Annotated in this window: 12 protein-coding genes; 10 read left to right on the top strand and 2 right to left on the bottom strand. The window is 73.4% G+C overall.

What is annotated here, in order from left to right; genetic code table 11:
- Nucleotides 1–25: 25 nt before the first annotated feature.
- From Q9R08_RS14135 to Q9R08_RS14155, 5 genes are read left to right on the top strand one after another with little or no spacing between them, the layout of a single operon-like run.
- On the top strand, nt 26–1,372 hold the full coding sequence (locus Q9R08_RS14135) for a Gfo/Idh/MocA family protein (protein ID WP_308868739.1): 1,347 nt from the start codon (nt 26–28) through the stop codon (nt 1,370–1,372).
- Nucleotides 1,369–2,334, top strand: coding sequence for an NAD-dependent epimerase/dehydratase family protein (locus tag Q9R08_RS14140; RefSeq protein ID WP_308868741.1), 966 nt, complete (start codon nt 1,369–1,371; stop codon nt 2,332–2,334). The genes Q9R08_RS14135 and Q9R08_RS14140 overlap by 4 nt, the downstream gene beginning before the upstream one ends.
- On the top strand, nt 2,331–3,230 hold the full coding sequence (locus Q9R08_RS14145; protein WP_308868742.1) for a 5-dehydro-4-deoxyglucarate dehydratase: 900 nt from the start codon (nt 2,331–2,333) through the stop codon (nt 3,228–3,230). Before Q9R08_RS14140 ends, Q9R08_RS14145 begins: the two co-directional genes overlap by 4 nt.
- Nucleotides 3,227–4,333 carry a mandelate racemase/muconate lactonizing enzyme family protein gene (locus Q9R08_RS14150; protein WP_308868743.1) on the top strand — a complete coding sequence of 369 codons (1,107 nt, stop codon included), beginning with the start codon at nt 3,227–3,229 and terminating at the stop codon, nt 4,331–4,333. Before Q9R08_RS14145 ends, Q9R08_RS14150 begins: the two co-directional genes overlap by 4 nt.
- A 28-nt stretch (nt 4,334–4,361) precedes the next feature.
- A complete protein-coding gene (locus Q9R08_RS14155) occupies nt 4,362–5,825 on the top strand; it encodes an aldehyde dehydrogenase (NADP(+)) (protein WP_308868744.1) in 1,464 nt (487 codons plus the stop codon).
- Nucleotides 5,826–5,973: 148 nt separating this feature from the next.
- On the opposite strand, the gene Q9R08_RS14160 is transcribed toward Q9R08_RS14155, so the two are convergent.
- On the bottom strand, nt 5,974–7,101 hold the full coding sequence (locus Q9R08_RS14160; protein ID WP_308868745.1) for a glycerate kinase: 1,128 nt from the start codon (nt 7,099–7,101) through the stop codon (nt 5,974–5,976).
- Between the two features lie 77 nt (nt 7,102–7,178).
- Between Q9R08_RS14160 and Q9R08_RS14165 the strand changes: the two genes are divergently transcribed.
- Both Q9R08_RS14165 and galE read left to right on the top strand, forming a co-directional pair.
- A complete protein-coding gene (locus tag Q9R08_RS14165) occupies nt 7,179–7,880 on the top strand; it encodes a ThuA domain-containing protein (RefSeq protein WP_308868746.1) in 702 nt (233 codons plus the stop codon).
- Between the two features lie 173 nt (nt 7,881–8,053).
- Nucleotides 8,054–9,034: a UDP-glucose 4-epimerase GalE gene (gene galE / locus Q9R08_RS14170; protein ID WP_308868747.1), complete on the top strand. Its 981-nt coding sequence runs from the start codon at nt 8,054–8,056 to the stop codon at nt 9,032–9,034.
- Between the two features lie 105 nt (nt 9,035–9,139).
- Here the strand turns inward: galE and Q9R08_RS14175 are convergent, their stop codons facing one another.
- Nucleotides 9,140–10,111: a LacI family DNA-binding transcriptional regulator gene (locus Q9R08_RS14175; protein WP_308868748.1), complete on the bottom strand. Its 972-nt coding sequence runs from the start codon at nt 10,109–10,111 to the stop codon at nt 9,140–9,142.
- Between the two features lie 138 nt (nt 10,112–10,249).
- Between Q9R08_RS14175 and galT the strand changes: the two genes are divergently transcribed.
- The 3 genes from galT (at nt 10,250) to Q9R08_RS14190 (ending at nt 13,604) form a co-directional block, all read left to right on the top strand.
- Nucleotides 10,250–11,440, top strand: a complete 1,191-nt coding sequence (gene galT, locus Q9R08_RS14180; protein ID WP_308869095.1) for a galactose-1-phosphate uridylyltransferase — start codon at nt 10,250–10,252, stop codon at nt 11,438–11,440.
- Complete coding sequence (galK, locus tag Q9R08_RS14185) at nt 11,437–12,633, top strand: galactokinase (protein WP_308868749.1); 1,197 nt, start codon at nt 11,437–11,439, stop codon at nt 12,631–12,633. The genes galT and galK overlap by 4 nt, the downstream gene beginning before the upstream one ends.
- A gap of 128 nt (nt 12,634–12,761) precedes the next feature.
- Entirely contained in the window at nt 12,762–13,604 is an 843-nt protein-coding gene (locus Q9R08_RS14190; protein WP_308868750.1) for an alpha/beta fold hydrolase, read from the top strand.
- Nucleotides 13,605–13,650: the final 46 nt, after the last annotated feature.

Here is a 13,650-nt window from a genome sequence, read left to right on the forward strand (position 1 = left end):
AGAAAACGTTTCCTGAAGGAGTGAGATGAGCCACCGCCGGTACGCCCTCGTCGGTGCGGGACACCGCGCCCAGATGTACGTCGACGCGATCATCGGACGCTATTCCGACGACGCCGTGCTCGTCGCGATCTGCGAGCCGAACCCGGTGCGCGCGCAGTACTACGTCGACCGCGTCGTCGAGGCAGGCTTCCCCGCGCCGGCGGTGTACGGCCCGGACGACCTCGAGATCATGGTGCGCGAGCAGCGCATCGAACGCGTCGTGATCTGCGCTCGCGACGACCTGCACGCACCGCTGATCGTCCGATCGCTGGATGCCGGAGCCGACGTCGTCGTCGAGAAGCCGCTGACGATCGACGGGCCGAGCGCCGCAGCCATCGAGGACGCGATCGACCGCACCGGCCGCGAAGTCGTGATCACGTTCAACTACCGATACTCGCCGCGCAACTCGGCGCTGCGCCAGGTGATCCAGGACGGCACCATCGGCGAGATCACCTCGGTGGACTTCTCGTGGGTGCTCGACACCAAGCACGGCGCGGACTACTTCCGTCGCTGGCACCGCGAGAAGGAGCACTCCGGTGGTCTGCTGGTGCACAAGGCCAGCCACCACTTCGACCTGGTCAACTGGTGGATCCGCTCGGCACCGCGGCGCGTGTTCGCCTCGGGCGGGCTGCGCTTCTACGGCGCCGACAACGCCGCCGCCCGCGGCATCCAGGACCGTCCCGCCCGGGGCACCCACGACGGCGGCGACGCGTTCGAGCTCGACCTGCGCGGCGACGAGCGACTCAAGGCGCTGTACCTCGATGCCGAGCAGCACGACGGCTACCTGCGCGACCGCGATGTGTTCGGCGAGGGCATCACGATCGAGGACAACCTCGCCCTCGTGGTCGACTACGCCTCGGGCGCGACCCTCAGCTACTCGCTCAACGCCCACTCGCCCTGGGAGGGCTACCGGGTCGCGGTCAACGGCACCCTCGGCCGCGCCGAGCTCGAGGTGATCGAGCGCGGCGCCGTGCTCGCGGACGAAGGCCTGCACCCCGTGATCGATCCCTCGGCAGTGGATGCCGGATCCTCCGGGTCGCTCCGGCCGGAGGGGGAGCGCCTCATCGTGCAGCGCCACTGGGAGGCCGCGTACGAGGTGCCCATCGAGAGCTCTGGCGACGGACACGGCGGCGGCGACGCACTGCTGCTCGCCGACGTGTTCGAAGGCCCCGCATACGACCCGCTCGCACGCCCCGCCGACTGGCGCGACGGAGTCCGCTCGATCGCGGTCGGCATCGCCGGCAACCGCTCGCTCGAGACCGGGCTTCCGGTGCAGGTCGCCGACCTCGGCACCCGCTTCCTCGCCGCCGACGGCGCGGCCGTCCGCGCATGACCCGCATCGCCGTCACCGGCGGCGCCGGCAGGCTCGGGCGCAGCCTGGTCGCCGGGCTCGCTGCCGCCGGCCACGAACTCGTGTCGCTGGACCGCGAAGTCTCGGACGCCGCCGAGCTGCAGGGCCTCGAGCAGATCCCGGTGGACCTCACCGATACGGATGCCGCCACCCGCGCCATCGCCGGCGTCCGTGCCGAGGCGCTCATCCATCTCGCGGCGATCGCCGTGCCGTTCAGCGCACCCGAGGAGGTCATCCTCCGCACGAACGCCACGATGGCGCTCACCGTGATGTCGGCGGGCGTCGCGGCCGGCATCCCGAAGATCGTGACGGCGTCCAGCCCCACCGTCCTCGGCTACGGGGCCCCCCGGGGCTGGCTGCCCGACCGTTTCCCGCTCGACGAGGAGACGACCCCGCAGCCCTGGAACGCCTACGCGCTTTCGAAGCACCTCGCCGAGCAGACGATCGCGATGCTGGCGCGCCAGACCGGCGATGCGACGCGCTTCGCCGCGTTCCGCCCGTGCTACGTCATCGCGCCCGAGGAGTGGCGCGGCGCACCCACCCAGCAGGGCCACACAGTCGTGGAGCGCCTCGCCGACCCGGCACTGTCGGCACCGGCCCTCTTCAACTACGTCGACGCGCGCGACGTCGCCACCTTCGTCGACACCCTGCTGCGGGCGCTCCCCGAGATCCCGAACGCCGAGGTGTTCTTCGTCGGCGCCGACGACGCGCTCGCCCGCCGGCCCCTCGCCGAGCTGCTGCCGCAGTTCGTGCCGGGAAGCGACGAGCTCGCGGCGGGACTGACCGGCACCTCGCCGGCGTTCTCCAACGCGAAGGCCCGCCGCGTCCTCGGCTGGCGTCCCGCGCACGGCTGGCGGGGCGAGCTCGGCGAGCCCGCCTTCGCCACCTCCGACGCCACGGCTGCCCCCTCCCCCGACTCCGCCCGAAAGGACGTGCTGGCGTGAACTTCGACGGCATCCTCTTCTTCCCCGTCACCCCGTTCGACGCTGCCGACCGCGTCGACGAGGATCTGCTCCGGCAGCACCTCGACGACACGCTCGCGCACGCCCCCGGCGGCGTCTTCCCGGCCTGCGGCACGGGCGAGTTCCACGCGCTGTCGACCGAGGAGGCGATCCGCGTCGTGCAGGTGGCGACCGAGACCGTCGCCGGCCGGGTGCCCGTCGTCGCCGGCACCGGCGGTCCCCTCGGCCACGCCAAGGCCCTCGCCCGCGCGGCCGCCGACGCCGGCGCCGACGCACTGCTCGTACTGCCGCCGTACCTCGTCGGCGGCCCGCAGGCCGGCCTCGTCGCGTACGTCGAGGCGGTGGCGGCGGCATCCGATCTCCCCGTCGTGATCTACCACCGCGCCAACGCGCAGTTCTCGGTCGACTCCGTGCGCCGCCTCGCCCGCAACCCGCAGGTCGTCGGCTTCAAGGACGGCGTCGGCGACGTCGGCCTCGCGCAGCAGATCGTGCGCGCGGTGGCGGCCGAGGGACGCGACGACTTCGCCTTCTTCAACGGTCTGCTGACCGCGGAGCTCACCCAGGGCGCCTACCGCGGCATCGGCATCCCGCTGTACTCCTCGGCGGCGTTCGCGATGATCCCGGAGGTGGCGAACGCGTACTACCGCGCGTACGTCCGCGGCGACGAGGCGCGACGCGCCGAACTGCTCGACGGGTTCTACTCGCCGCTCGTCGCCCTGCGCGATGAGACGCCCGGCTTCGGCGTCTCGCTCATCAAGACCGGGCTGCGGCTCGGCGGGCTTCCGGTCGGGTCGGTGCGTGCGCCACTTGTCGACCCGACTCCCGCGCAGGAGACCCGCCTGGGCGAGATCCTCGAGGCGGGACGAGCGCTGCTGTGACGACGGCTCCCGAGTCCCCGACGATCGCCGCGTTCGACGCGCGGCTGGTCAGGGTGCCGCTCACGCGCCCGTGGGCTGCCGACGTCACCTCGGTCGGCGTGATCGCGACGCACGTCGTGCGGTCGGACGGCGCCGAAGGGTGGGGCTTCTCGTGGACGCCGCAGATCGGCGCCGAGGCGGTGCTCGCCCTTCTGGCGCATGACATCACCGCGTTCGCGATCGGCCGGTCGGCCGATCCAGGCTCCGAGTGGCTCGCACTCTGGCAGCACCTGCACGAGGCGGGTGGCGGCGGGATCACCACCATCGCGATGGCCGGCCTCAACCTCGCACTGTGGGATGCCGCGGTGAGGGATGCCGGCACGTCGCTGTCCGGCTTCCTCGGCGCCCAGCGCGAAAGCGTCCGGGCCTACGGCTCGGGCGTGAACCTCCACTACACCGAGGAGGAGCTCGTCGCCCAGGTGCGGCGCTGGGTCGACGCCGGGTTCGACGCCGTCAAGGTCAAGGTCGGCAAGGCCGACGTGGCGGAGGACCTCGACCGGATGCGGGCCGTGCGCGAGGTTCTCGGCCCTGACCGCGCATTGATGATCGACGCGAACCAGCGCTGGGAGCTCGACCGCGCGACCAGCTCGCTCGAGGTGCTCGCCGACGTCTCCCCGGCATGGATCGAGGAGCCGCTGCGGGCCGACGACCTGTACGGCCACATCGAGCTCGCGCAGCGCCTCGGCGCCTCGAGCGGCATCCCGATCGCGGTCGGTGAGAACCTGCACAACGTCTTCCGCTTCGACGACTTCCTGCGCAGCGGCGCCGCCCAGATCGTGCAGCCGAACGTCGTGCGGGTCGGCGGCATCACGCCGTTCCTCGGGATCGCGGCGATCGCCGCCGAGCACGGCGCCGCCGTGCACCCGCACCTGCTGCCCGAGCTGTCGGGTCAGCTCGCCCTGTGCCTGCGCGCGGTGCCCGGCGTTCCCGCGCCGATGGCCGAGGACGTCGAGGACGCCGGCTTCGGCGCGCTCGGCGCCCTCCTCGACGACTCGCCCGTGCGCATCTCGGGCGGCGTCCTCACCGAGGTCTACCACGCCGGTCTCGGCATCCGCTTCTCATGACCCCATTGCACGCTTCCGGAGGAGTCTCATGACCACCGCCATCACGACCACGAGCACCACCGAGCTCGACGCCCTCGCCGCCGCCGCGGCCGCCGCCGCACCCGTGTGGCGGGCGGCGGACGCCGCGACCCGGGCGTCGTGGCTGCGCGCGGCCGCCGACGCGCTCGACGCACACGCCGACGAGCTCGTCGAGATCGCCGACGCCGAGACGCGCCTCGGCGCGACGCGTCTGCGCGGCGAGGTCGGCCGCACCACGGGGCAGCTGCGCCTGTTCGCGACGGTCGTCGAGGAGGGCTCGTACCTCGAGCTCACCGTCGACGACGCCGACGCCTCGGCCGCGCCGCCGCGTCCCGAACTGCGCCGCATGCTCGTCGGGGTGGGTCCGGTCGCCGTGTTCTCGGCCTCGAACTTCCCCTTCGCGTTCTCGGTGGCGGGCGGCGACACCGCTTCGGCACTCGCCGCCGGAAACCCCGTGATCGTGAAGGCGCACTCGGGCCACCCGCGCCTGTCGGAGCGCACGGCCGCGATCGTCGCCGCCGCGCTGGTCGACGCCGGTGCACCGGAAGGATCGCTCGCGCTGGTCGAGGGCCGCGAGGCCGGCAACGCGCTCGTGCAGCATCCCGTCATCCAGGCGGCCGGATTCACCGGCTCGCTCGGCGGCGGACGCGCCCTCTTCGACCTCGCGGCCGGCAGGCCCGACCCCATCCCGTTCTACGGCGAGCTGGGCTCGGTCAACCCGGTCGTGATCACTCCCGCCGCGGTCGCCGCGCGCGGCGAGGCGCTGGCCCAGGGCCTCGTCGGCTCGTTCACGCTCGGCGTGGGCCAGTTCTGCACCAAGCCCGGCGTCGTCTTCGTGCCCGACGGCGCCGGCTTCGAAGACCGCGTGGCGGGCTTCGCGGCCGGCTCGAGCGGCGGCCCGCTCCTCACCGATCGCATCACCGCGGCCTTCCCCTCGGGGATCGAGCACCTCGAAGCCGACGCGTCGGTGACCGTCGTGACACACGGCCTGCCCGCGGAGCCCGGCTCGGCTCAGCCCGTGGTGCTGTCGACGGATGCCGCGGCCGTCGCCTCGCGCCCCGAGACGCTGCTCGAGGAGTGCTTCGGACCTGTCACGCTGCTCGTGCGCTACTCGTCGGACGACGAACTGCACGCCGCCCTCGAAGCGGTGCCCGGTTCGCTCACCGCGACGCTGCACTCCGAACCGTCTGACGACGTCGCCGCCGTGCTCGAGGTGCTGACCCGCAAGGCCGGACGCGTGCTCTTCGCCGGATGGCCGACCGGTGTGGCCGTGACCTGGTCCCAGCAGCACGGAGGTCCGTGGCCGGCGACGACCTCGCTGCACACCTCGGTGGGCGCCACCGCGATCCGCCGGTTCCTGCGGCCCGTCGTGTTCCAGGACGCTCCCGAGGCCCTGCTGCCCGAGGTGCTCCGCGACGCGAGCCTCGCGACCCTGCCGCACCGCCGCAACGGCGTCCTGCACACCGGCCGCTGACGCCGGGCGGGGTCGTCCTCGGTCATCCTCTCGTCCCTCCCCGAAAGGCGCGGTCGAGGTGGGCGCCGGCCGCGGGGTGGCCGTCGCGTCTCAGCGCTCCTCGAAGGCGCGGGCCAGCTGGGCCCCGGCCGCGGGGTGCCGTCGGGTCTCAGCGCTCCTCGAAGGCGCGCGCCAACTGGGCGCCGGCCGCCTCGAGCCAGCGGGCCGGCTCGGCCATCGCCGCCTCGCCCGAGCCGGCGAGGCCGGTCAGCGAGGCCGTCGCGGCGAAGCCGGCGGCGTCGGCATCCGGTGCGATGCGCCCCGCGACCAGAGCGGACGGCACCCCGGCCGACGCCGCTATCGCACCGACATGACCGGGTACCTTGCCCGCGGCGGACTGACCGTCGTACGACCCCTCGCCCGTGACGACGACGGATGCCGCAGCCACCGCGGCGTCGAGCCCCACGAGCTCCGCGACGGCCGCCGAGCCGGGCACGAGCCGGGCGCCCCACGCCAGCAGGCCGAAGCCCGTGCCGCCCGCGGCACCGGCGCCTGCGGCATCCGGATCCGCGTCGACCAGCGCCGCCAGGCGCGCGAGCCCCGCGTCCAGGGCGGGGACGTCATCCGGGCCCGCACCCTTCTGCGGGCCGAAGACGGCGGCCGCGCCGCCCGCGCCGAGCAGCGGGTTGGTCACGTCGCTGAGCACCGTCACGCCGTGCGGCGGCAGCGGCGCGAGGCCCGACAGGTCGGCCGTCGCCACCGTGGCGAGGCCCCGCGCACCGTCGACGATGTGGGCACCGGCCGCATCCATGAACCGTGCCCCGAGCGCCGTCAGCATGCCCGCGCCGCCGTCGGTCGACGAGCTCGAGCCGATGCCGAGCACCAGCCGCGAGACGCCGTGGGCCAGCGCGGCGGCGATGGCCTCGCCGAAGCCCTTGGTGTGGGCGTCGAACGGACGCAGCCGGGGCGGCGTACCGAGCCGCTCGATGCCGCTGGTGTTCGCGAGCTCCACGACGGCGGTTCCCCGCGGGGCTTCCCCGGTGGCGGGCAGCAGCACCCAGGACGCCTCGACCGGCGTGCCCTCGGGACCGGTCACCGTCACGGGCATGCGGTGCGCACCCGGCACGGCCGCCGCGAAGGCGTCCACGGTGCCCTCTCCGCCGTCGGCCATCGGCATCAGCCGGACGTCGTCGGACGGCCGCACCCTCGACCAGCCGGCGGCGAGGGCCTCGGCGGCCGCCGCAGCACCGATGGTGCCTTTGAACGAATCGGGGGCGATCACAACGGTGCGGGCCATGGCGTCATTCTCCTCGGGAGCGCACGGCGGCGCCGGCGATGGCGATATCCGTGCGGGAAAGCGTTATCCTGCAGATCATGGTATCCATGGACCATCCGGACGCCGAGCCCGCACCGCCACGCGCGGTGATCGCCACCGGAACCGGCCGCTACGGCGACCCCTGGCATCCGTTCCCCGCCACCTCTGCCCGCATCGCGGAGGCGCTGCGTTCCGACGGGTGGGACGTCACGGTGGATGACGACGTCGACCACGCGCTCGCGACGCTCCACGGGACCGACCTGCTCATCGTCAACGCCGGCGACCCCTGGCGCGAGGGCGGCGCCGAGCTCGGTCACCGGGCCGATCCTGCCGCCGACGCGGGACTGCGAGCCGCGATCGCCCGCGGCATCGGGCTCATCGCCATCCACGCGGCGCTGTCGAGCCTGCGCGATCATCCGGCGTGGCGCGAAGCGATCGGCGGCGAATGGCAGCCCGGCCTGTCGTGGCATCCGCCGATCGGCGATGCGCGCGTCAGGATCGTCGACGGCGACCACCCCGTGGCCGAGGGAATGCCGGCGATCGACGTCTTCGACGAGCGCTACAGCGAACTCGTGGTCGACGACGGCGTGCGGGTGCTCGCCGTCCACGACGTCGACGGGGTCGCGCATCCCGCTGTGTGGGTACGCGAGCGCCCCACGCGCGCCGTCGTGTCATCGCTCGGCCACGACGAGCGCGCCTTCGACTCCCCCGCCCACGTGGCGCTGCTGCAGCGCGCAGCGCGCTGGGCCGCCCGCGTCTGACGCCGCGGCGCGTCGCCCGACGGGTGCGCCCGCGTATCCGCGGCGTCGCGGCCGGAAGGGTGGATCGGACGCGTGGCGCTCGCCGGGAACCGGAGCGGTCCGCCGAACCCGGCAGAATGGAAGCGGCGCCGCTCGGCGAACCGACCCCAGCTGAATCCGACCAACGGAGTGACATGACCTGGCTCGTGACCGGAGGTGCCGGCTACATCGGCGCCCACATCGTCCGTGCGCTCGCCGACGCGGGCCTCTCGCCCGTCGTCATCGACGACCTCTCGAGCGGACACGCCGGCTTCGTGCCCGAGGGCGTGCCGTTCGTCACCGGCTCGATCCTCGACGCCGACCTCGTCGAGCGCACGCTCCGCGAGCACCGCGTCGAGGGCGTGATCCACCTCGCCGGCTTCAAGTACGCGGGCGTGTCGGTGCAGCGCCCGCTGCACACCTACGCGCAGAACGTCGAGGGCACGCGGTCGCTCCTCGCGGCGATGCAGGCGGCGGATGTCGCCCACCTGGTGTTCTCGTCGTCGGCCGCCGTCTACGGCACGCCCGACGTCGCGCTCGTGACAGAGGACCTGCCGAAGCGACCGGCATCGCCGTACGGCGAGTCCAAGCTCATCGGCGAGTGGCTCATCCGCGACCAGGCGATCGCCACCGCGGCCTCGGAGCACGCGCTCCGCTACACCGCGCTGCGCTATTTCAACGTCGTCGGCTCCGGCGACCCGGCCGTCTACGACACCAGCCCGCACAACCTGTTCCCGCTGGTCTTCGAGGCGCTCATCGAGGGCCGCACCCCGCGCATCAACGGCGACGACTACGACACCCCCGACGGCACCAACGTGCGCGATTACGTCCACGTCGCCGACATCGCGGCCGCCCACGTCGCCGCGGCGCAGCGCCTGCTCGCGAACCAGCCGATCGAGCCGGCGTACAACCTCGGTTCGCAGAACGGGCTCAGCGTGCGCCAGATCATGGATGCGATGGCGCGGGTCACGGGGATCGGCTTCACGCCCGAGATCGCGCCCCGCCGGCCCGGCGACCCCGACCGCATCGTCGCGACCGGTGAGCTCGCCGCCCGCGACCTCGACTGGAAGAACCGCTACACCGTCGACGAGATGGTGCGCAGCGGCTGGGAAGCCCGCAGCAACGCCCACGTCTGAGCTGCACGCCGTCGCAGCGCGAGGCGCTCGGGTGACACGAGATGTGCCAACGGATGCCGGACGTGACGACACCCGAACGACGAACGCCTGCCGCGAAAGGCCTGGTCAGCGGGCGGGCGCCGTGCTCGCCCGCACGACGAGGCTCGTCGGCAGCGTCTCGAACGCTACGTGCGCGCCGGCTTCGATGCCCTCGACGAGCGCCGCGACCGCGCGCGATCCGAGCGCGTCGAAGTCCTGACGCACCGTGGTGAGCGGCGGGCGATAGTCGGCGGCATCCGCCACGTCGTCGAACCCGACGACGCTCACGTCGGCCGGCACCGCGCGGCCCGCCTCGGCGAATGCGCGGAGCAGGCCGAGCGCCATCTGGTCGTTGGCGGCGAAGACGGCGGTCGCGCCGCCATCGAGGAGTGCGGATGCCGCGGCGAACCCCGACGCCGAAGTCCAGTCTCCGCGCACGACGAGCGGGACCGGCGACTCGGCCGCGGCGAGTGCCTCGCGCCAGCCCCGCTCCCGCTCGGCAGCGGCGAACGAACCCGCCGGCCCTGCCAGATGGTGCACCGTCTCGTGCCGGAGGTCGAGGAGGTGGCTCACGGCCAGTCGCGCGCCGCCCGCGTGGTCGGTCTCGATGACGCCGAAGCGGTCATCGCGCGGCGAGTCGACGACCACCAACGTCAGCCCCGCCGCGCGGAGATCGGCCTCGCGCACGCGCTCGGTGGCCTCGTTCAGCACGATCGCACCGTCGACCCCCTGGTCGGACAGCCGCTCGAAGGCGGCCGACACGTCACCGTCGGCGCCGAGCGTGACGACGGTGAGCGCGTAGCCGCGGGCGGCCGCGGCATCCGCCACCGCCTGCAGCATGCGGGAGTTGCCGACCGACGCGAGCGTCGACACCACGAGGCCGATGGTCTGGGTGCGACCGGTGCGCAGGGCGCGGGCGGCGCGATGCGGACGGTAGCCGAGCTCCGACATCGCCGACTCGACCCGGGCGCGGGTCTCGGGATCGACCCGCGGGCTCGCGTTGACCACCCGCGACACGGTCTGGCCCGAGACGCCGGCGCGCTCGGCCACGTCCGCCATCGATACCCGCCTGGCCGTCATGCGTCACCCCGATCCGGCTCGGATGCCGAGCGAAGCGTCGCTCGTGGCATCCGGGTTCCCTCAGTCATGTTGACGCTAACATTACCGACTTGCTACCGTGTTGACGTGAACACGCCTCTGGACGACCCCGCGACGTCTGCCCGCGACCTTCCGGGCGAGGCGCTCGGCGCCGGCGTCGTCAAGCGCCCGACCCGGCTCGCCGACGGCCGCGACCTCATCTACTACGACGACCCCGGCACGACGCTCGGCCCGGGGCGCGCCGTCGATGCGCGCGAGCTCGGCCCTCGGCCCGAGACCGCCACCATGCGTCGCGACGTCCTCACCGGCGACTGGGTCTCGGTCGCAGCGGCACGCCAGAACCGCGCGTTCCTGCCGCCGGCCGAGCTCGACCCGCTCGCGCCGCAGACGCCGACGAACCCGTCCGAGATCCCGTCGCAGTACGACGTCGCCGTCTTCGAGAACAAGTCGCCGTCGTTCGGACCGGCGCTCGCGGAAGCCCTCGGCGACGCCCCGGCCGGTGCGGACGCGCCCCGCGACCTCGACGACCTCGTCGCCCCCGGGCTCGGCCGCACGCGCACGAGCGTCGGTCGCTGCGAGGTCGTGTGCTTCAGCCCCGAGCACTCCGGGTCGTTCGGCTCTCTCAGCCGCACCCGCGCCCGCACCGTCATCGAGGCGTGGGCGGACCGCACCGCCGCGCTGTCGGCCCTTCCCGGCATCGAGCAGGTCTTCCCCTTCGAGAACCGCGGCGAGGCGATCGGCGTGACGCTCCCTCACCCGCACGGCCAGATCTACGCGTACCCGTACATCACGCCGCGCACCACGAGCCTGCTCGCATCGATCGACCGCGAAGGTCCCGACCTCTTCGAGCGCATCCTCGCCTTCGAGCGCGCCGGCGAACGCGTGATCCTCGAGGGCGAGCACTGGACCGCCTTCGTGCCGTTCGCCGCGCGCTGGCCCATCGAGATCCACCTCCTGCCGCACCGCCACGTCGCCGACTTCGCCGCGACGACGGATGCCGAGCGGGACGAGCTCGCTCCTCTGTATCTGCGCCTGCTGCGCGGCCTCGACGCCCTCTACGACTCGCCGACGCCGTACATCGCGGCCTGGCACCAGGCGCCGGTGCACCGCGGGCGCGACACCGCCCGGCTGCATCTGCAGCTCACGTCGCCGCGTCGCGCCGCCGACAAGCTCAAGTTCCTCGCCGGATCCGAGGCCGCCATGGGCGCCTGGATCGGCGACATCCCGCCCGAGTCGGCCGCCGCGAAGCTGCGCGAGGCCGTCGCATCGATCCCCGAGGAGACCCTGTGACCACCACCGACTCCCGCGCCGCCGCGGCCGCCCGCGCGCTTTTCGCAGAACGGTTCGGCGCCGAGCCGGTCGGCACCTGGTCCGCACCGGGGCGCGTGAACCTCATCGGCGAGCACACCGATTACAACGACGGGTTCGTGCTGCCCTTCGCCATCCAGCACCGCACGCACGTCGCGCTCGCTCCGCGTGCCGACGGGGTCTTCCGCGTGCGCGTCGCCTCGACGTTCGACGACACGACCGCCGAGCTGGCCGTGGCGGAGCTCGCGGAGGTCTTCCCGGAGCGCCGCGATGAGGTGCCGGAATGGGCGCGCTACCCGCTGGGCGTAGCGTGGGCGCTGCTGGCGGCATCCGGAACCGACCCGGCGTCGGTCCCCGGCGTCGACCTCGCCTTCGCCTCCGAGGTCCCCGTCGGCGCGGGGCTGTCGTCGTCGGCGGCGATCGAGGGCGCGACCGCCGTCGCCCTCGCCGACGCCTGGGCAATCCACCTCGACCGCGTCGCTCTGGCGAAGGTCGGCCGCCGCGCCGAGAACGAGGCCGTCGGCGCCCCGACCGGGATCATGGACCAGATGGCGGCGCTGCTCGGTCGCGCCGACGCCGCGATCTTCCTCGACTGCCGCTCGCTCGAGGCAGAGGTCGTCGACCTCGGCTTCGCGGATGCCGGACTCGAGCTCGTCGTCATCGACACCGGCGTGAAGCACTCGCACGCGACCGGCGGCTACGGCGAGCGCCGGGCGGCCTGCGAGCGCGGAGCGGCCGCGCTCGGGGTGCCCGCGCTGCGCGACGTGACCCTCGACGACCTGCCGCGCCTGGCCGGGCTCGTCGACGACGTGACCTTCCGCCGGGTGCGCCACGTCGTCACCGAGGACCAGCGCGTGCTCGACACCGTGCGCACGCTCCGCGAACAGGGCCCGACCGCGATCGGCGACCTCCTCGTCGCGTCGCACGCCTCGATGCGCGACGACTTCGAGATCTCGGTGCCCGAGCTCGACACCGCGGTGGAGGCGGCGCTGTCCGCCGGCGCGGTCGGCGCGCGCATGACCGGCGGCGGCTTCGGCGGCGCCGCGATCGCCCTGGTCGCCCGCGACCGCGTGCAGGCCGTGTCGGATGCCGCCACCGCCGCCTTCGCGGCGGCCGGCTTCGCCGCTCCCACGATCTTCACCGTGACCCCGTCCGCCGGCGCCGCCCGCGACTGACACCCGCGCAAGTGAACGTTGGGAGAAGGGGCGACGCACGGTGCGCAAGGTGTGGCGGGAATGGATCCGGGCGCTCTAGCGTCGAACCTGGTGCGCGGGCATCCGATCCGCGCACGTAAGGAGCGATCGTGGCGTACATCACCGTCGGAACCGAGAACTCGGTCGACATCGACCTCTACTACACCGACCAGGGACCGGCCGACGCGCAGCCCGTCGTGCTGATCCACGGCTTCCCGCTCAACAGCGAGTCGTGGGGCAAGCAGCAGGCCGCACTGCTGGATGCCGGCTACCGCGTGATCGCGTATGACCGTCGTGGCTTCGGCGCCTCGACGAAGGCCGGCGCGGGATACGACTACGACACGTTCGCGGCCGACCTCCACGCCCTGATCGAGGACCTCGACCTGCGCGACGCCGTCCTCGTCGGCTTCTCGATGGGCACCGGCGAGATCGCCCGCTACCTGTCGCGCTACGGCAGCGGCCGCGTCGCCAAGGCGGCGTTCCTCGGCTCGCTCGAGCCCTACCTGCTCAAGACCGACGACAACCCCGGCGGCGCAGGGCCGCAGGAGTTCTTCGACGGCGTCGCGCAGTCCGTGCGCGACGACCGCTTCGCGTTCATCACCGGGTTCCTGAAGGACTTCTACAACCTGGACGACAATTTGGGCTCGCGCATCTCGCAGGAGGCCGTGGACGCCAGCGCGCAGGTCGCGAACCTGGCCGGCAACGCGGCGATCGCCGCGGCACCGCTCACGTGGCCGACCGACTTCCGCGCCGACATCCCTGCCGTCGACGTGCCGACGCTCATCCTGCACGGCACCGCCGACAACATCCTGCCGATCGACGCGACCGGACGCCGTTTCAAGGAGCTCCTGCCCGACGCCACCTACGTCGAGCTCGAGGGCGCCCCGCACGGCCTGCTGTGGACCCACGGCGCCGAGGTGAACGAGGCGCTCCTGGCCTTCCTCAAGAGCTGACGCACGACGCGACACGAATGCCCCGGCACCCGCGGTGCCGGGGCAT

This window comes from Microbacterium psychrotolerans, from assembly GCF_031085295.1.
GTDB lineage: Bacteria > Actinomycetota > Actinomycetes > Actinomycetales > Microbacteriaceae > Microbacterium > Microbacterium psychrotolerans.